Origin of the sequence: Streptococcus sp. DAT741 (genome assembly GCF_009866825.1) — a bacterium.
GTDB classification, from domain to species: domain Bacteria; phylum Bacillota; class Bacilli; order Lactobacillales; family Streptococcaceae; genus Streptococcus; species Streptococcus ruminantium.
In genome coordinates, this window is record NZ_CP019557.1 from 1,927,577 (window position 1) to 1,945,982 (window position 18,406).

Genomic DNA, 18,406 nt, shown 5'->3' on the forward strand with positions numbered 1-18,406 from the left:
CCACAATATATGATAAAATAAGGTCAATACTACAATTCCTAGAAAGGGAAGACTATGAGCAAACAAACCATTGCTATCTTGGGCCCCGGTTCTTGGGGAACAGCCCTTGCTCAGGTTCTAAATGATAATGGGCATGCTATCCGAATTTGGGGAAATGCTCCTGAACAGATTGATGAGATCAATGAGCGGCATACCAATACCCGTTATTTTAAAGATATTGTTCTTGATAAAAATATCAAGGGATACAAGGATCTATCCGAAGCCTTAGACGGTGTGGATGCTATCCTTTTTGTGGTTCCAACCAAAGTAACACGACTCGTTGCCAAACAAGTAGCTCAAGTGCTCAAGCATAAGGTTGTCATCATGCATGCTTCTAAAGGATTGGAGCCTGATAGCCATAAACGCTTGTCTGAAGTCTTAGAAGAGGAAATTCCAGCTAAATACCGGTCGGAAATCGTTGTTGTGTCCGGTCCTAGCCATGCTGAAGAAACCATCGTTCGCGATTTGACCTTGATATCTGCTGCTTCAAAAAATATGGAGGTAGCAACCTACGCCCAAAATCTTTTCAGCAATCATTATTTCCGTCTTTACACCAATAATGATGTGATCGGAGTAGAGACTGCCGGAGCACTTAAAAACATCATCGCAGTTGGTGCAGGTGCCCTTCATGGTCTTGGTTATGGTGACAATGCCAAAGCTGCGATTATTGCCCGAGGCTTGACAGAGATTACCCGTTTGGGGGTCGCTATGGGAGCCAATCCTTTGACCTACAGCGGTCTTTCTGGAGTAGGTGACTTGATTGTTACCGGTACATCTATCCATTCTCGCAACTGGCGGGCCGGAGATCAACTGGGGCGTGGAGAAAAATTAGAAGATGTTGAGCGCAATATGGGAATGGTGATTGAAGGAATATCAACAACCAAGGCTGCCTACGAATTGGCTCAAGAACTTGGTGTCTACATGCCGATTACCCAGGCCATCTACAAGGTAATTTATCAAGACGCTACTATTAAAGATGCGATTAAGGAGATTATGACTGGTGAATTCCGTCATGAAAACGAATGGCATTGATTTTTCAGCTACATAAAACATAAAAGGAAAGAACAATCTATGAAAAAAGTTAGAAAAGCTGTCATCCCAGCGGCAGGCCTGGGAACTCGCTTCCTCCCAGCAACCAAGGCACTCGCCAAAGAAATGCTTCCAATTGTGGACAAACCAACTCTGCAATTTATCTTTGAAGAAGCTCTTCGTTCAGGTATCGAAGATATTCTTGTCGTTACGAACAAGGCAAAACGCTCCATTGAAGACCATTTTGATTCAAATTTCGAGTTGGAGTATAACCTAAAGGAAAAAGGGAAAAATGACCTCTTAAAATTGGTTGACGAAGCAACCGCCATCCGTCTCCACTTCATCCGTCAAAGCTATCCAAAAGGACTCGGAGATGCCGTTTTACAGGCCAAGGCATTCGTTGGCAACGAACCATTTGTAGTCATGTTGGGTGATGACCTCATGGATATTACAGACACCACTGCAACACCTATTACAAAACAATTGATTGATGACTATGAAGCAACTCATGCATCAACCATTGCAGTTATGCCTGTCCCACATGAGGAAGTTTCTGCCTACGGAGTTATCGCCCCACAGGGCGAAGGAATTAACGGACTCTACAGTGTAGAAACATTTGTAGAAAAACCTAAGCCTGAAGAAGCACCATCTGACTTAGCCATCATTGGTCGTTACCTATTAACCCCTGAAATTTTTGATATTTTAGAAAAACAAGAACCAGGCGCTGGCAATGAAATTCAACTGACAGACGCAATTGATACTCTCAACAAAACGCAACGTGTTTTTGCGCGTGAGTTCACCGGCAAACGCTACGATGTGGGAGACAAATTTGGCTTCATGAAAACATCAATTGATTATGCTCTCCAGCATCCTCACATCAAAGACGATGTGAAACAATACATCATTGAGCTTAACAAGCAATTTTCAGAAGAACAATAAAAAAACTAGCAAATGCTAGTTGAGATTGAAGAAAAAGTCCATTACGACTGATTTTCTTCAATCTTTTTTTCTTCTTCTGATGACTCAGCTAAGATAAAACACTCCAAGCAATAAAGCAAGCAAACCTAGATAACCGATAAAACTATAAAAGATCTGCTTGCCGCTAAAAAGATCTTTTTCCACAAGGGGGGGAAGAAAAACCACAACCAAGCACCCTCCAACAGCTCCTCCAATATGCCCAGCCATGCTAATTGCCGGATTGAACAGTCCCAAAACCAAGTTGAAGACCAAAAGAACCACGTACCGCTGACCTAACATCCTCAAATAAGGACTTCGACTAAATTTCCTTAGAAGAGCTATGGCTGCAAAAAGACCAAAAAGTGAAGTTGAAGCACCTGCACCGATTACACCAGGTGTGAAAAATAGAACAAATGCATTCCCCATTATCCCAGATAAGAGATAGAGGAGAAAAAAACGTCTTGGGCCAAATAACCCCTCTAACTGATAACCAAGCCCAAGTAGAGTGACACTGTTAAATAGGAAATGTTCCCAGCCAATATGGACAAAAATGGGAGAAACCAAGCGCCACAACTGAGTCGGATCATGGCGAACAATCTCACCATACATACCACCAAATTCAAAAATAGTATAAGCTGCTGTCGTCTGTCCAAAACGCAGCACCTGTATTAAAAGGAAAACAAAAGCCGTTACAGCCAACAACCCATTGGTAATCGGGTAACGTGTATCAAATACATCCTTCAAAGATCAACATCTCCTTTACTGCTATATCAAACGATTCTTGTACAAAGTCATATAGCTGAAAATCAAGTAGGGTCGAAAAGGTTTTCCCCTGAAAATCCATCAGATAGCGATCGTAAAAACCCCCACCATAGCCAATCCGAAAACCCGCTTGATTCCAAGCCAAACCCGGTACATGAATCAAGTTTATCACAGACTTATCCACAGGTTGTGAATAAGTAGCTGGTTCCCAAATACCAAAACTAGATTTCACTAAATCATCAGGATTATATTCTACAAAATCCATCCGTCCTTGAGAATAAGTCTTAGGAATGAAAAGCCTTTTCCCATCCTTCTGGGCCTGCTCCAATAGGTAAGCTGTATCAAACTCATGTGGCATGGAAATATAGGTCCCAAGCGACTTTGAAGCTTTATAGGCTTGGGTTTGCAAAAGATTTTCTGTTAGGCGCCGACTCCATCTGGCTCGTTGACTATTCGATAATTCCTTCATTCTCGTTAGCATCAGGTTACGTATTTCTTTTTTATCCACAGTTTATGCTCCTTTTCGGAAAAAGGCTGGAAATACCAACCTAGCTTGCTTTTATTTTCAGAAATTCACTCAACTTATCCACAGCAAAGGAAAGAACTTCCTCTCTTGGATTAAGACGAGGATTGTGCAAGGGATAGGGCGTATCTACCCCCAACCAGAACATAACACCCGGCACTTTGTTGAGTAGGTAACCAAAATCTTCCCCTGTCATAGCCGGTGGACAGTCCATCATTTCCACATCCTCCACGCTTTCAAAATACCTCATGAACTCGTCTGCTAATTGAGGATTGTTCTCCACAGGTAGATATCCGCTCGGATTGAACTCTATCTCCAGCTCCACGCCAAAGGACTGGGCAATTCCTTCCGCCACTTCTCGGACTCGTTTTTGCACTAGAAGGCTCATGCTCTGGGTCAAAGCTCGAATTGTTCCGTGTAAAAAGGCTGTTTCCGCAATAATATTATTAGTTGCCCCTGCATGCATAGAGCCAAAGGTAACCACAGCTCCCTCAATCGGATCCACATTTCGGCTAATAACTGATTGCACCTGAGTTACAAAATAACTGGCTGCTACAAGCGCATCATTTGCGGTATGGGGAAATGCTGCGTGCCCCCCTTTTCCTGTCAACCGAATCTTAACTTCACAAGTCCCAGCAAAGAGGGTCGCACGGTTAGTGGCCATCTGCCCGACTTTGAGATCTGGTCGGATATGAAGGGCATAAAATTCATCTGGTAGCCAATCACCAAAGGCTCCCGCTTCATACATCAACATGCCGCCAGCTAGACTTTCCTCCGCAGGCTGAAATAGAAAGAGAAGATTGTTCCTTGGTTGCTGCTCCGCCATTTTTTCCAGTAGTCCTAAAGCAATCGTCATATGAAAATCATGCCCGCAGGCATGCATACGCTCGGGATGGAGAGAGGTGAAGTCCAAGCCTGTTTCCTCCTCAATAGGAAGCCCATCCATATCAGCCCGCCAGCCGATTGTCTTTTCAGGCGCAAAACCAGTCAGATAGACTAAAATCCCTGTCTTCCATGTACGAATCTGAGCAAAGTCACAACCCTCAAGTAGGTTCTCAATCGTTTCTATAAGAAAGGCTTGGGTTTTAAATTCTTCCATCCCCAATTCTGGTATCTGATGGAGAAAACGGCGTATTGCAATTACATCTAGCATAGCTACCTCTTAGAGCGTGCGCAAAGCCTCTTCCAAGGCTGTTTTTTGTTGGGTTTGAGCATCAATTTCCTTGATGATTCGAGCTGGTACTCCTGCTACCACTACATTTTCAGGAACATCTTGGGTAACAATAGCACCCGCTGCGACAACGGATCCACTACCGATTTGCACTCCTTCGATGACAACCGCATTCGCACCGACAAGAACATTATCACCGACACGAACCGGATCTGCTGAAGCTGGCTCGATAACACCTGCAAGAACTGCACCTGCACCGATATGGCTATTTTTACCAACCGTTGCACGTCCTCCTAAGATAGCTCCCATATCAATCATGGTTCCTATACCAATTTCTGCACCGATATTGATAACAGCTCCCATCATGATGACTGCATTGTCACCGATTACCACTTGGTCGCGGATAATAGCACCTGGCTCAATTCGAGCATTGATAGACCGTTTGTCAAGAAGAGGGACTGCTGAATTACGAGCATCATTTTCAACGACATAATCCTTATTTTCTGTCAAGTTTGTCAAGAGAGGCTCTACATCTTTCCAATCACCAAAAAGGACATTGCCCAGCTTGACAACTGAATCAGGAACTTCTCCAGTCAAAACACCTTCAAAGGTTACCTTGACACTTGTTTTCTTCTCAGCATTGGCGATAAATTGGATAATTTCTTGAGCAGTCATTTGTGTTGCAGTCATAAGTTCATCCTCTACTAAATACTATTTTTACCATTATACCAAATTTTCTGAATATTTGGGGGAATTCAAAAAAATAAAAAAGAGGCTTATTGCGCGAGCCTCTCATTGATTTATTGAAGATTGATTAAACCAGTTTCTGTACCCCAAAAACCTGTTTGAACTCTAAGTTGGATACTTGGGTCATTAGCTGTTTCTTCTGTAATATCAAAAACAACATTACCGGTAACAGAATTTTCAGGGTTTACTTTTGTCAAGAAAAACTTAGTATCTTGATTGGCATATATACCTGCTGATGAATCTGATTTATATTTTACATCACCTTTTAATAAAGTAAAGAAGTCATCTATCACTGTAATGGCTTCCTTACTATTATTTTTTACGGTTACGTTTAACAATAGAAGGACGCCATTGGCATTTTTACCAAATTCTCCACCTACATTTGTAGTGATTTCTTTTAAATTTACAAGATAAATAACATTTCCGACTGGGACCTCCTGCCCAATACTATAAGTAACTTCTTGTTGTTTTTCCGAACTACTAGATGAGGTTGCTGTTGTGACTTGATTAGTTGATGAAGTAGTTTGGTTCGTAGAAGTTGATGAAGGATTACCTCCTCCAAGTACACTCTGCAAGCTACCAATTATAACCAATCCCACTAGAACAATAAACCAAATCCGTTTATAGAACGGTTTCTTTTGCACATAAACATTGCCATGCTCATCTCTCATTTTCTTTGCCATAAAATAGCCTCCTTAATTTCAATAAATCCATTATATATATTGTCAAGTGTTAAAATAAAAAATTAGAAGCCATCACTCCTAATTTTCATAATATTTTTTACTCTTCAATTTCTTTTCTTGGATTGATGGCACCAACAATGTAATCCCGCACTAAACCTATACTATCTAATACAACTCCATGCAGTACACCACCATAAACAGCGCCACCATCTATCCCCATCTTACCATCTGGACTAGTCCAAATTTGACTGATACGGAGGTTGGTCTGATAAAGATTATAGACAGGTGTGTGTCCAAAAATAATTAGTTTCCCTGTGGTGTTTTCAGCTTCATGGAATGGTTTGCGTAGCCATACCTTATCATGATTGTTGGTTTCCCGCCAGTCTGACAGGGTCAAATCTACACCAGCATGAACAAAAATATAGCGTTCTGTTTCAAGATGATAGGGACAAGATTTGATAAAATCAATCAAGTCTCCGTATTGCTCCATAACCTGATGAACAGCAATCACCCCATCAACCGGTGCATCTAAGGCTCGACCAAGGAGGGAATTGATAGTTGTATCTCCTCCATTACGACGATAATGATCATAGCGGCTAATAGGATCTCGCAACCAAGCCAACAGCATTCGCTCATGGTTACCCACTAGACAGATAGCGCCTTTTTCACGAACCAACTGCCAAGCAAGTTCCAAGCAAGCTTTAGAATTTTCCCCTCGGTCGATCAAATCTCCCAGAAAGATTAGTTGTTGCTTGCCTTGATCCCATTTTTTAAGGATATCACAGAGAAGTTCATATTTTCCATGTACATCTCCTACCACAAAATATTCTTTTTTCATACCTTCTCCATAAACAAGACTCTGTTTATATTGTACCACAACTTGACAGAGAAAAAGAAAAACCGACCAAGGTCAGTTTTCAAGGTCGATTTTAAATCCGTATTAGAGACGAGCATTCAATTCTGCACTTAATTCTTCATAACCAGGCTTGCCAAGAAGAGCAAACATGTTCGCCTTGTACGCTTCTACACCCGGTTGATCGAATGGATTGATACCATTGAGATAGCCAGATACAGCGATTGCCAATTCAAAGAAGTAAATGGTATAACCGAGGGTAAATTCATCTTGTTGTGGAAGAGTAACAAACATGTTTGGTACGCCACCATCTGTGTGAGCAAGAAGAACACCGTCAGTTGCTTTTTTGTTAACAAAATCAACATCTTTTCCTTGGAGGTAGCCAAGACCATCCAAGTCTTCTGCCATTTCAGGAATCAAGATATTTTTTCTTGGTTTATCCACACGAACAACTGTTTCAAAGATGTTGCGGTTACCTTCTTGGATGAATTGACCAAGAGAATGCAAGTCTGTTGAGAAGTTGGCAGAGGTTGGGTAGATACCTTTTTGATCTTTCCCTTCTGACTCACCAGCCAGTTGTTTCCACCATTCGCTGAAGTATTGGAGTGATGGCTCGTAGTTTGCTAAGATTTCTGTCACATAACCTTTTCTGTAAAGGATGTTACGAACTGCTGCGTACTGATAGGCAGCATTTTCAGCAATCTTGTCAGAAGCATAATCTTTACGAGCTGCATTTGCACCTTCCATGAGCGCATCAATATCTGCACCTGCTGCTGCAATCGGCAAAAGACCTACTGCAGTCAAGACTGAGAAGCGTCCACCGACATCATCTGGCACAACAAATGTTTCCCAGCCATTGGCATCTGCTTCAACCTTAACAGCACCTCGTGCCTTATCCGTTGTAGCATAAATGCGTTTGTTAGCCTCTTCTTGGCCATATTTCTTCACGAGCAATTCCTTGAAAACACGGAAGGCGATGGCTGGCTCAGTCGTTGTACCTGATTTGGAAATCACGTTGACTGAGAAGTCTTTATCTGCGACATACTCTACCAAATCAGCAAGGTAGCTAGATGAGATAGAGTTTCCTGCATAAAGAATCTGTGGAGCTTTGCGTTCTTCACGAGTTTGCAAGTTCACAAAAGCATTGCTCAAAAAGTCAATAGCTGCTTTGGCACCAAGATAAGAACCACCAATGCCGATAACCACCAAAACTTCACTCTCTTTTTGGATCTTAGCTGCTGCTTCTTTAATACGAGCAAATTCTTCTTTATCATAGTTTTCTGGCAAATCCAGCCAGCCGATATAGTCACTACCTGCACCGGTACCCTTGCGTAGTAGTTCATCTGCAAGTGTCACTTGTGGCTGCATATAATCAACTTCATGTGTGCCCACGAATTGGCCTAACACTTTTGAATAATCAAATGTAATATGTGTCATGTTTTTCCTCCATTTATGTACCATAATATGATAACGCTTTATCATATTTTTTTCAAGAAATTTATCGATTTTCATTTATTTTCATAAAATGAACTGCGTTAGTTTTATTTTTTCTGAAAAAGGTGAAAGCACAGACCCTATTATCCCTCTAAGGTCTCCTTCGTTTTGCCATGTGAACTGAGAAAATCTTGGAAGAAATGATGACTACTCAACGTCAAATTAAATATGAAAAAGTGCAATACTTGTCCCAACCTCAATCGACATAGTGACAATAAAAGAAAGCGAACAATATTGAGATTTAAATAATAGAATCTCAATATTATTCACTTCTTAACACCTACCTATTCAATCGAATACAATCTACTGGAGATGTTTGGCATGCCTTGTAAATTGGTACAAGTCCACTAGTGACGATTGCACCAAAAGCCACTAAAGGTAAAGTAAGAAAATTCCTCATTACAACAGCTAGAACATCCTGTTGTTTCAGTTGCAGAGATACAGCTAATGCAGCCACCAATACAACGGACATTACTAGGCTCATAACACAAACGGATCTTGTATATATGGTTAACTCTTTATAATAAAAACGACGAACCGCTGCCGAACTAAAACCGAGAGCCTTTAGAATACCAACTTCTTCTTTGCGAGTGTTGCTAATCTGGAAGAAGACAAAGAACAGGCAGAGTATCATCAGAGATAATATAAGGACCGCAACACTGGTTGAAACGGTTCTGACATAAGACAGCATGTGCTTCAGACTCTGATAATCTTCTGAGGAAGATACCGTTGTCACATGCGGCATCTTTTTCAAACGACTCAGCTCACCCGGAACGTCCGTACTATTGGCAACAGTAATATGATAGGCACTTGACCGCCACTCTGCGACTGGTAAACCTCCTAATTCGTCTGGTAATACCACTCCCTTTTTGGCTTCTTCTTGTAAAGACAGCATTTCATTGACCCTCATAAAGAAACTGTTGGGGTGAACCGAGTACTGGAAAGGATAGGAATCTTTCAATATCCCGATAATCGGGAATTCTCTTCGTTGCTTGACGAAAATATCACCATCACTATCCACTATCTCTCCTGTACTCTTGGTGACCTGCCCCTTATAAAGGGCGATTGGAACATAATAGTCTAGCGTCAACTTGGTCTGTCCACTGATTTCATTTCCTAAATTTTGACTGGCAAGAAAACTTTCTGAGACAATCAAACCTTGTGTTGCTGTGCGATCTATGTACTCGATATTTCGCTCCGTCATATTGGTTGGAAAGAGGGGTTGAATGCTGTAAGGAGACTTCAAGGCAACCGTCTTACCATTGATGGTCACCTCTGGTTGCGCATCAATCCCTCCAGCTTGAGTAGTATCTAGCGTTATGCCTTTGTAAGGAAATTCAAGATAAGGATTAACCTGCGAAATAACATCCGATTGTTTTAAGTTGCTAATTTCTTCATCTGTAAAGGAAAGAAAATCATCATATACCTGTTTGCCCTTAATATCTAGAGTATCCTTGATGGCGAGAAGACCGTTTTCCAAAGAATGATCTAATAATGTTTGGTAATGCGATTGGAACAGGCCTGTAATGTTAAACAATAAGGTACTGATAGCTATGAAACACACAAGTAGACCTGTAACAATCTTGGGAATTGGGAACTTTCTTTTTGGTAAATCAATCTTCTGTAAGATTCCTGCCTCTTTATCTAGGTTCTGATCCTGTTTTTCCACTTCCTTTGTGAAAACTTTCTCGATGGTTTGATTGGAAAGCCTTAAATGGACATCACCTCGATCAATCACCTCATCATCATGGGAAACAATCACGACGATTTTTTGGTAACGATGAGCTAAATCAACTAGCAAATCAGTGATTTTTTTCCTGTTGTCCTTGTCAAGAGAATTCGTCGGCTCGTCTGCTAAAATAATATCTTTATCAGCGATGAGCGCCCGTGCAATGGCTACTCGCTGCTCCTCTCCACCTGATAGATCATAGGGGAAGGCATATTTTTTATCGGATAGTCCCAGTTCTTCTAAATAATGGTCTATCCTGTCGTCCTTTCCGACAATCTGCTGTGCGTTGTTCAGCAACAAAGCGATATTATCATACACATTGACATGTCGAAGGAGATTTTTTTCCTGAAAGATGAAACCGATATGGGTGGCTATAAAATCAGAAACCTGCTTTTCATCTGAAAGATTGAGACACCTGCCGTCATAAGAATAGATCATCTGACCTAAATCAGTGGCAATCAGGCCAATCTTATTGAGCAGTGAGGATTTCCCAACACCAGAGACTCCTGAAATCGTATAGACTTTTCCTTTCTCAAGTTGTAAAGATATTTCTTTTAACAGGAGCTTTTGTCCGTATCTAATATCCAATTTTCTTATCTCTAACATAGAACAACCTCCCTTTGTAACCGCTTTCTATATTTGATTATGTCCTTTTCTTTCCAAATTGTCAAATGTAACATGCTACTTTCAGTATAAAAAAATAGCATATAAGATGCTGATTCTCATTTATTTTTTATTTGTCCCTATTTCCGGAAAACCCTCTGAAAGCTTGATTTCAAAGGGTTTTTAAAGTGTACGCAAAAAGAGCACACATCCGACCTCGCTTAGGGCTGCTGGATTCCTCCCCTGACCCGCTTCACGCACGAATGTTGCTCCATCTATAATTATAACACAATTTGGCTAGGGTTACAAGCTTTACGTGATTTTCATGGTTTAGCAGTTATTTCTCGGTCATCAACTTTTCAAACTTTTGTTTCTCCCGACGCTGTCTGAAAAAATCTTGCATAACCTGTGCACATTCATCTTCCAAAATACCTCTCTCCACTTCTACTCGATGATTGAGACGGGTATCCGTCAATATATCGTAGAGACTTCCCGCAGCACCAAATTTCTGATTGTTTGCACCGTAGACGACATGAGGAATGCGAGCTAGACCGATAGCTCCGCTACACATAACACAAGGCTCGATTGTGACAAAGAGACTCGTATCTAGCAAACGCCAGTTCCCCTCAACTTGATTGGCCTCTTGAATAGCCATCACTTCTGCGTGCATGATTGCCTGATTGAGTTCCTCACGCGCATTGTGCCCCCGACCGATAATCTGTCCGTCTTTCACAATGACACAACCAATTGGAATCTCTTCCTTCTCAAGTGACTTTCTTGCCTCTTTCAAGGCTTGGAACATAAAATATTCTTTTTCTTCTTCTGTATAGTTCATACTACTATTATACACCTACTAGGACTATATAGCGATCACTAAACGATGTTTATTCTGAAGAATTATTTAGCCACTATTTGTCCTTATTGTTTTACCGTTCCAATATTTTTCCCTCCAGGTCCGTTTCATTGATGGAAAGGATGAGTTCTCAGCGTTCAAAAGATTCTATCAAACTAGTAAGATTGTGTTTAAAGTCAAGGACATTTTAGGGTTGATTAAGAGCCGTCAGCAGATTATCGCAGATGAGAGCCAAAAACGGCAGAAAATCCGCCAACAATTCAGTACCAAAATCTTGCTTGGGTCTGTCAATGGCGACACTCAATGAATGGCATCCGGTAAGATGGCAAGGACTTTCGAGGATTCTACACTTACGACGGTTTGACTATTCAGCCAATGAAATTCTATGTTTGTGACTTGTACTCGCATGGTTTCATGAACTTGGAGCGTTCAAAAAGGCTTATGAAATGGGATTAAGAAGTGTAATTAGTTGTGTTATGTGTATTATATCTTTGTATTATAATTGTATTGTAGAATTTTTGGAGTTTTTTATGTCTGAGAAAGTGACGATTTTGAATATTAACCATGAGAAAAAGGAATTAAGAGAGAGGGCTGATTCTCAGAATGAAACTCTAAGTTCTTATTCAAGAAAATTACTATTTTCAGAAGATAATACAAAGGTTGAAAAAATCAATACAGATATAATTTAGGAAAAAGATGATCAAATTACTGACCTAAAGTCTTAAATTGATAACTACAAGCGACAGATTGACCAACTTCATACCATCATCTCATCTTGGAAAGTCAGCAGGATAATCAGCTATTACTTGAGCAGAAAGCTCGCAGGTGGTGGCAATTTCATAAGTTGTCGTAATATTCAGAAAAAAGAATTGACAAATACTTCTTGAATTGTTATAATTTCACAAAAAAATTTAAAGGAGATATAGAGATGGCAGCTTTTATCCAATATTTGTTATATATGCGTTATTGGTAATGCATATAATAAAAAGGGGCGCCCCTTTTTATTATACTATGTTGTGATAAAAATATTTTTAAGTTATCTTTATATTTTGAGTATGAATTTTAAAAAATATTATTTAGATCTTAAAAATGAATATATTGAAACTAAGAGTTATCCTAATGAGGATTTTTTAGAATGGTTAATTCAAAGAAAGATGACATGGGGTATGAGATGGACCCTTGTAATTATTTTAATGTTCGTCATACAACCACTTACTTATCATCCTATGCTTCTCTTATGGTGTTTTTATATTGGTCTAGTTCTTTTTGTTATTTATATTTTGGGGCAAATTTTGTTTTTAGTGAGGGATGTTTATAAAAAATATCATTAGGCGATAATATAAGATTTATATAAAAAACAGGTTTGGAAACTTGTTTCAAAATGGAGACAAACCCTATCGACAATAGAAAAAATTCTTTTGAGATTGATTACTACGTAATGAAAACTCTGAGAAATACTGTTATGCCAGCATTTCTCAGAGTTTTTAATTTTCTAAGTAAAAAAAGATTGAAGAAAATCCTCCAACATGGACTTTTTCTTCAATCTGACAGCCCTAGGGACTGTTATATGTTTCATAATTTGAGAAGTAGTTTGTCAGGCAATTCTACAATTCGCCAACTAATTTCACCACATTCTCTACGGTAAAGCCATAATGGTCGATAACCGTTTGAGCTGGGGCTGATGCACCAAAAGTATCAATGCCAAGGACTTTTCCATCAAGACCGACATACTTGTACCAGCTTTGGGTTGCACCCATCTCAATCGCCAGACGGCGGCGGATAGCATTTGGAAGGATGTCTTCCTTGTAAGCGGCATCTTGTGCATCAAAGAGCTCTGTAGATGGTACAGAAACTACACGAACCTTAGTACCTGCTGCCTCTAGTTCTTTAGCTGCTTTGACAGCCAGATTGACCTCTGAACCTGAGGCAAGAAGGATGGTGTCAAAACCTTCTGTTTCGTAGACGACATAGGCACCTTTAGCAACCTTGTCAAAGTCTGTTCCCTCTTCCACTATCAAGTTTTGACGAGTGAGAACGAGAGCAGACGGTGTAGACTTGCTTGTTAAAGCCAAGTACCAAGCAGCCTGTGTTTCACGTGCATCCGCAGGGCGGAAAACAGTAAGGTTTGGCATAGCGCGAAGTCCTGCCAAATGCTCAATTGGCTCATGGGTTGGACCATCTTCACCAACTGCAATAGAGTCGTGAGTGAAGACATAAGTGACTGGCAATCCTTGAAGAGCTGATAGACGAACCGCAGCCTTAACATAATCTGAGAAGACAAAGAAAGTACCGCCGTAGACACGAAGACCACCATGTGCTGCCATACCATTCAAGATAGTACCCATTGCAAATTCACGTACACCAAACTGGATGTTGCGGTTAAGGGGATTGACTGAATCTTGCAGGCCATCTTCCTTGATATAGGTCATGTTTGAATGTGCCAAATCTGCTGAACCACCGAGGAAGGTTGGCAAGACCTTAGCTGCTGCATTGAGAGCATCTTGTGATGAATTACGAGTTGCTTGGGAGAAGCCATTTTCATAGACTGGGAAGTCTTCTGGTTTGATTTCTATTACATCACGACCTTCCAAGATCGCAGTCACTTCTGCTGCTAAATCTGGATAGGCTACCTTGTAGTCTTCTACCAACTTCACCCAGGTATTGTAAGCTGCTGTACCCCGATCAGCTACATTTTCCTTAAAATCAGCATAGACTTCTGTTGGGATTTCAAATGGTCCATAATTCCAGTCAAGTGCCTTACGAGTTGCTTCTACTTCTTCAGCACCAAGGGGAGCACCGTGAACAGCATTTGTGCCTTGTTTATTTGGTGAGCCATGACCGATTACTGTCTTAACTTCGATAAGAGATGGTTTGCCAGCTTCCTTGGCTCTTTCAATAGCAGCGAAAATCGCCTCTACATCCGTACCGTCTGTTACTAAGTCTGTGTGCCAACCATAGGCATTGTAACGAGCACGAACATCCTCTGTGAAGGAATCTTTTGTTTCGCCATCCAAGTTAATATCATTTGAATCATAGAGAACAATCAATTTTTCTAATTTTTGAAGACCTGCGTAAGAAGCTGCTTCAGCAGATACACCCTCCATAAGATCTCCATCACCACAAATGACATAAGTATAGTGGTCAAAAATTGGAAAACCGTCACGGTTGTATTTGGCAGCAAGGAAACGTTCAGCCTGAGCAAAACCTGTCGCTGTTGAAATTCCTTGACCAAGAGGCCCTGTCGTAGCATCAACACCTGCTGTATGACCGTATTCTGGGTGACCAGGTGTTTTTGAACCCCATTGACGGAAGTTCTTGATTTCATCCATAGTCACTTCTTCAAAGCCTGAAAGATGCAACAGTCCATAAAGGAGCATAGAGCCATGACCCGCTGACAAGATGAAGCGATCACGATTTATCCAGTTTGGCTGAGCTGGATTGATGCGAAGTTCTTTTGTGAAGAGACTATAAGCCATAGGAGCCGCACCCATGACAACACCTGGGTGACCTGATTTTGATTGTTCAATGGCATCAATACCAAGGAAACGAATCGCATTGACTGAAAGATTTGACATGTTTTTCTCCTTTTTTAAAGTCATAACTTTATTATACCATAAAGCGTTTTCTCTGTCTGTTTACAATGAAGTATGGCATAGAAATAGGCAGGACCCTTGTCCTGCCCCTCGGTACACACTGTATCACAGCAAGGCCTTAAACTGGATGTTGGAATCTTCTAAGAAGCAATCATCAAAGCCTCGTGGGTGATGGTACTCAATCCTGTCCTTATCAAGTGGATAGGTGTACTTACCGCCTACTTCCCAGATGAATGGATGGAAGTCATATTGTAGACGTTCTTTACGCATCTTCCAAAGCTGCAAAATCTCGTCCGTTGAAGCCATAAAATTGGACCAGATATCATAGTGGACAGGAATAATCACCTTGGCACGTAGGTTTTCTGCCATACGCAGAAGATCGATAGAAGTCATCTTATCTTGAATACCGATTGGGTTGTCTCCGTAGTTATTGATTGCAACATCAATATTAAAATCACGACCATGTTTTGCAAAGTAGTTTGAGAAGTGAGAGTCTGCGCCATGATAGATCGTTCCGCCTGGTGTTTCAAAAATATAGTTAACAGCTTTACGCGCCATCAATTCATCCGTTACAGGAAGACCTGCTAAATTGCCACCATTTTCTTCGTAACCATCAATAGGGAGGGTTACTAAGCAAGTACGGTCAAAGGATTCAACTGCATGGATTTTAATATCTTTAAACTCAAAGCTATCACCCGGTGCAATGCGGACAATACGATCTGTTGGCACGCCCCATTTTTCCCAAATATCGCCGCTCTCAACTGGACCGACAAATTTCACGTGATCCAATTCAGGGTTGTTAAGGATAGCTGCTGCGGTGTTAATATCCATGTGGTCGCTGTGGACATGTGATACGAGATAGTAGTCCAATTCATTGATAGCAAATGGGTCGATGACCATCGGTTGCACACGCAAGTTTGGTTGCAATTTACGAACACCAGCCATGTTGGCCATCTGGTGTCCCCAAACCATATCTTTTACTTTTTTTGTAGACTTACCACGAGAAGACCAAAGATCCATCACAACATTGGCTCCACCCGGGGTCTTAATCCATATACCGCAGTTCCCTAGCCACCACATGGCAACGTTGCCTTCTGGTACGACTTCCTCTTCGATTTCTTCATTCAGCCAAGTTCCCCACTCTGGGAAGGTTGACAGAATCCATGATTCTCTTGTAATATCTTGAACTTTAGCCATCATTTGTTCCTCCTAAACACTCAGTGAAAATCAAATGGAACTCACCCAAACCCTCAGATAGCAAACTAAAAATTTTCACATGTGTTGTCCGCTCATCAGACTTTTGATGAATTTGAGTTTCAAAGAGCGTGTATTTCTATGTTTCTAGTATATGCTCAATAGCCCACAAAAAAAAGACCAAATAAAACACAGGTTTGTGTTCACACTTGGACTTTACCCTAATATAGGTCCGTTTCAATATCTTGATTGGATAAATTGGTAAAGAGTTCATTAGTAATCAGCTTTTGTAAGCGTTGTTTGAGTTCCTGAGCTGCCTTGCCATCAGCAATATAGCCTGACAAGAGCTTATCCAGTTCTACCGCAAAGCCCTGCCTTTCATCAGATAAACTGCGGTATTTTGCGAAATGGGTCACATTGAGTACATCATCAAAGTCCATGATGGGATGAATCTGAACCAATGGAAAATCTGTTTCCAAACCTTCACTGGTTGTAATCAAAAAATCCACTTCTAGGAGGTCTTCTACACTTTTAAACTGCTCAGTTGTAAAGACTGCACCGATCTTCTTATCTGGCAAATGATGTTGACACTGTTTGTAGAGAAGTCGCTGAACTGATACCCCCTCATCGCATATCAGATAAACAAGCTGAGTCGGTGCCTTGCGTGTCCCGCTTCTATGGACAGCTCCACCGAGATGGACAGTCAGATAAGCAATGTCCTCATCAGACAGTTCAATCTGCCACTCCTCTTCCAAAATTTTTCCAGATACCCGAGTCATGGCAAACAAGCTGCTATACTTGTATTGAATCTGCTGCACCATTGGATTTTTTGTAAGAATACCGTAGGTTTTTCTAAACAGCAAGGCCTTGCAATGGGCTAGGAGGTGTTTGGCTAACTCCTCTGGATTTTCTAACTCGAAGGTTGAGTGAACTTCAAAATGATGGATAAAACGCTCAATAACTTGCTTCAGGTCAATAAAATCTTGACTAAATACATGAACATCGCTATCCTTTCGATAGGATAAAAGCAAAATAGCAATTAGAGAAACTTCGATTTCATCCAGCCCCAAGTCAAAGGTCTTCAGCAGAGCATCTTTCAAATCTTGAGCGACATGGTATTCTATTCTCTCCCGCACCTGCCCAAATTCTTTAAGAGTGGCTCGCTTTTCCAAGTTATCCACTTCCATATTGCGATAACTGAGAAGCACAAAGGGCAGGACTTTCAGCATGAACTCAATTTCATAGCGATTGATTTTCTTACCTAGTTTTTTCTCTAACTGCGAAACCTGTCCCTGTAAAAACTGCGCCATCTCTTCCGAAAAGAGAAGCTGGCAACCCGTCAGATCAAATAACTTGTCTTCCAAAACTTGCAAAAAGCCCTTGTTCGCATCTAAGAAAATCGTGTATAGAAGAGAGTGGACATATTGGATCTTATTCAAAGGATGACAGGCTAGACTATAGCCTTGGCTTTTGGAGACGTAGAGTGTCATCTTGTACTGCTCCTGAGCCAGTTGAGAGCGGATTTCATTTAAGTCATTCAAGACGGTATTACGAGAAACCTCTGTCAACTCCATCAGTCTTTCAATCGTCACTCGTTCCGGTGTAATACAGATATAGACCATCATCAACTGGATGCGCTCAGACATGTTCATGACATAGGTGTAAGAATCAATCGAGTCCAGCAGATCACGACAAGCCTGTTTCTGTTCCTCTGAAAGACGAAGGCCAACACGTGGAAGACTCTCGATTGGCTCTACACTTGCTGGCAAGGCATCATTTATCTTTTCTAGATGGTAATAGATTTTTCGGCGTGATTGCTGCAGCTCTTTAGAGATAGCCATGATGGTCTCTGGCTCCTGCAATCCAATTAAATACCTCAATAAAGCACAACTGCTCTTATCTAATAACAAGATTTTCCTCCTCCCCACTCTATTACTATCTTAACACATTTACACACGATATTCTAATCGTTTTAGTAATTAAGATTGGCTTTTCTGTTTGTTGTGATTTGTACAGGTTTATGCCTTCTAAGCTGACATGTCAAATGAAGATGAGATACTAGGATAATAATCTTTTCTTCATGGAAGCACTACTTTTATCGGAAGCCTCATTAGACCCATGTTTCATGCGATAGAGAGCGTTAGAATGAACTTGCAAGGTGTCTGAAGGAGTTTCA

General features: G+C 40.9%; 16 protein-coding genes and 1 other RNA gene. 4 read left to right on the forward strand and 13 right to left on the reverse strand.

Translation table 11 applies throughout. The features are described from left to right. Positions 1-54 precede the first annotated feature (54 nt). Positions 55-1,071: an NAD(P)H-dependent glycerol-3-phosphate dehydrogenase gene (locus BZG42_RS09185; RefSeq protein ID WP_155969730.1), complete on the forward strand. Its 1,017-nt coding sequence runs from the start codon at positions 55-57 to the stop codon at positions 1,069-1,071. 39 nt (positions 1,072-1,110) lie between these two features. Then, complete coding sequence (galU, locus tag BZG42_RS09190) at positions 1,111-2,007, forward strand: UTP--glucose-1-phosphate uridylyltransferase GalU (protein ID WP_155969732.1); 897 nt, start codon at positions 1,111-1,113, stop codon at positions 2,005-2,007. An 84-nt stretch (positions 2,008-2,091) separates the two neighbouring features. On the opposite strand, the gene BZG42_RS09195 is transcribed toward galU, so the two are convergent. From BZG42_RS09195 to tadA, 10 genes are all read right to left on the reverse strand, one after another. Then, positions 2,092-2,769 (reverse strand): rhomboid family intramembrane serine protease, encoded by a 678-nt coding sequence (locus tag BZG42_RS09195; RefSeq protein WP_155996160.1) that lies wholly within the window; start codon positions 2,767-2,769, stop codon positions 2,092-2,094. Then, complete coding sequence (locus BZG42_RS09200) at positions 2,753-3,295, reverse strand: 5-formyltetrahydrofolate cyclo-ligase (RefSeq protein WP_155964799.1); 543 nt, start codon at positions 3,293-3,295, stop codon at positions 2,753-2,755. Before BZG42_RS09200 ends, BZG42_RS09195 begins: the two co-directional genes overlap by 17 nt. A 40-nt stretch (positions 3,296-3,335) precedes the next feature. Beyond that, the gene (locus tag BZG42_RS09205; RefSeq protein WP_155962040.1) at positions 3,336-4,463 is read right to left on the reverse strand and encodes an N-acetyldiaminopimelate deacetylase; all 1,128 of its coding nucleotides are present in this window, start codon (positions 4,461-4,463) and stop codon (positions 3,336-3,338) included. Between the two features lie 9 nt (positions 4,464-4,472). Further along, positions 4,473-5,171, reverse strand: a complete 699-nt coding sequence (dapD, locus tag BZG42_RS09210) for a 2,3,4,5-tetrahydropyridine-2,6-dicarboxylate N-acetyltransferase (RefSeq protein WP_155996162.1) — start codon at positions 5,169-5,171, stop codon at positions 4,473-4,475. A 110-nt stretch (positions 5,172-5,281) separates the two neighbouring features. Beyond that, entirely contained in the window at positions 5,282-5,911 is a 630-nt protein-coding gene (locus BZG42_RS09215; RefSeq protein WP_155996164.1) for a DUF4352 domain-containing protein, read from the reverse strand. A 97-nt stretch (positions 5,912-6,008) separates the two neighbouring features. Then, entirely contained in the window at positions 6,009-6,749 is a 741-nt protein-coding gene (locus BZG42_RS09220; protein WP_155996167.1) for a metallophosphoesterase, read from the reverse strand. Positions 6,750-6,851: 102 nt separating this feature from the next. Then, positions 6,852-8,201, reverse strand: coding sequence for a glucose-6-phosphate isomerase (locus tag BZG42_RS09225; RefSeq protein WP_120172351.1), 1,350 nt, complete (start codon positions 8,199-8,201; stop codon positions 6,852-6,854). A 337-nt stretch (positions 8,202-8,538) separates the two neighbouring features. Further along, positions 8,539-10,593: an ABC transporter ATP-binding protein/permease gene (locus BZG42_RS09230; RefSeq protein ID WP_155996171.1), complete on the reverse strand. Its 2,055-nt coding sequence runs from the start codon at positions 10,591-10,593 to the stop codon at positions 8,539-8,541. Between the two features lie 182 nt (positions 10,594-10,775). Next, positions 10,776-10,873: signal recognition particle sRNA small type (gene ffs, locus BZG42_RS09235), an RNA gene on the reverse strand. 54 nt (positions 10,874-10,927) lie between these two features. Next, positions 10,928-11,425, reverse strand: a complete 498-nt coding sequence (gene tadA / locus BZG42_RS09240) for a tRNA adenosine(34) deaminase TadA (RefSeq protein ID WP_155973287.1) — start codon at positions 11,423-11,425, stop codon at positions 10,928-10,930. Positions 11,426-11,609: 184 nt separating this feature from the next. Between tadA and BZG42_RS09245 the strand changes: the two genes are divergently transcribed. After that, a complete protein-coding gene (locus BZG42_RS09245) occupies positions 11,610-11,750 on the forward strand; it encodes a hypothetical protein (protein ID WP_155965014.1) in 141 nt (46 codons plus the stop codon). Positions 11,751-11,973: 223 nt separating this feature from the next. Then, on the forward strand, positions 11,974-12,132 hold the full coding sequence (locus tag BZG42_RS10160; RefSeq protein WP_227985515.1) for a hypothetical protein: 159 nt from the start codon (positions 11,974-11,976) through the stop codon (positions 12,130-12,132). Positions 12,133-13,047: 915 nt separating this feature from the next. On the opposite strand, the gene tkt is transcribed toward BZG42_RS10160, so the two are convergent. The 3 genes from tkt to BZG42_RS09265 all read right to left on the reverse strand — a co-directional run bounded on the left by tkt (position 13,048) and on the right by BZG42_RS09265 (position 18,140). Continuing rightward, positions 13,048-15,018: a transketolase gene (gene tkt, locus BZG42_RS09255; protein WP_155996174.1), complete on the reverse strand. Its 1,971-nt coding sequence runs from the start codon at positions 15,016-15,018 to the stop codon at positions 13,048-13,050. Between the two features lie 123 nt (positions 15,019-15,141). Then, positions 15,142-16,233 carry an L-ascorbate 6-phosphate lactonase gene (gene ulaG, locus BZG42_RS09260; protein WP_155964417.1) on the reverse strand — a complete coding sequence of 364 codons (1,092 nt, stop codon included), beginning with the start codon at positions 16,231-16,233 and terminating at the stop codon, positions 15,142-15,144. Between the two features lie 218 nt (positions 16,234-16,451). Then, positions 16,452-18,140, reverse strand: a complete 1,689-nt coding sequence (locus BZG42_RS09265) for a BglG family transcription antiterminator (protein ID WP_155965012.1) — start codon at positions 18,138-18,140, stop codon at positions 16,452-16,454. Positions 18,141-18,406 lie beyond the last annotated feature (266 nt).

Coding starts and splice junctions, on each gene's coding strand:
- BZG42_RS09185 (WP_155969730.1), top strand. CDS start 55: ATGAGCAAACAAACCATTGCTATCTTGGGCCCCGGTTCTTGGGGAACA.
- galU (WP_155969732.1), top strand. CDS start 1,111: ATGAAAAAAGTTAGAAAAGCTGTCATCCCAGCGGCAGGCCTGGGAACT.
- BZG42_RS09205 (WP_155962040.1), bottom strand. CDS start 4,463: ATGCTAGATGTAATTGCAATACGCCGTTTTCTCCATCAGATACCAGAA.
- dapD (WP_155996162.1), bottom strand. CDS start 5,171: ATGACTGCAACACAAATGACTGCTCAAGAAATTATCCAATTTATCGCC.
- BZG42_RS09215 (WP_155996164.1), bottom strand. CDS start 5,911: ATGGCAAAGAAAATGAGAGATGAGCATGGCAATGTTTATGTGCAAAAG.
- BZG42_RS09220 (WP_155996167.1), bottom strand. CDS start 6,749: ATGAAAAAAGAATATTTTGTGGTAGGAGATGTACATGGAAAATATGAA.
- BZG42_RS09225 (WP_120172351.1), bottom strand. CDS start 8,201: ATGACACATATTACATTTGATTATTCAAAAGTGTTAGGCCAATTCGTG.
- BZG42_RS09230 (WP_155996171.1), bottom strand. CDS start 10,593: ATGTTAGAGATAAGAAAATTGGATATTAGATACGGACAAAAGCTCCTG.
- tadA (WP_155973287.1), bottom strand. CDS start 11,425: ATGAACTATACAGAAGAAGAAAAAGAATATTTTATGTTCCAAGCCTTG.
- BZG42_RS10160 (WP_227985515.1), top strand. CDS start 11,974: ATGTCTGAGAAAGTGACGATTTTGAATATTAACCATGAGAAAAAGGAA.
- tkt (WP_155996174.1), bottom strand. CDS start 15,018: ATGTCAAATCTTTCAGTCAATGCGATTCGTTTCCTTGGTATTGATGCC.
- ulaG (WP_155964417.1), bottom strand. CDS start 16,233: ATGGCTAAAGTTCAAGATATTACAAGAGAATCATGGATTCTGTCAACC.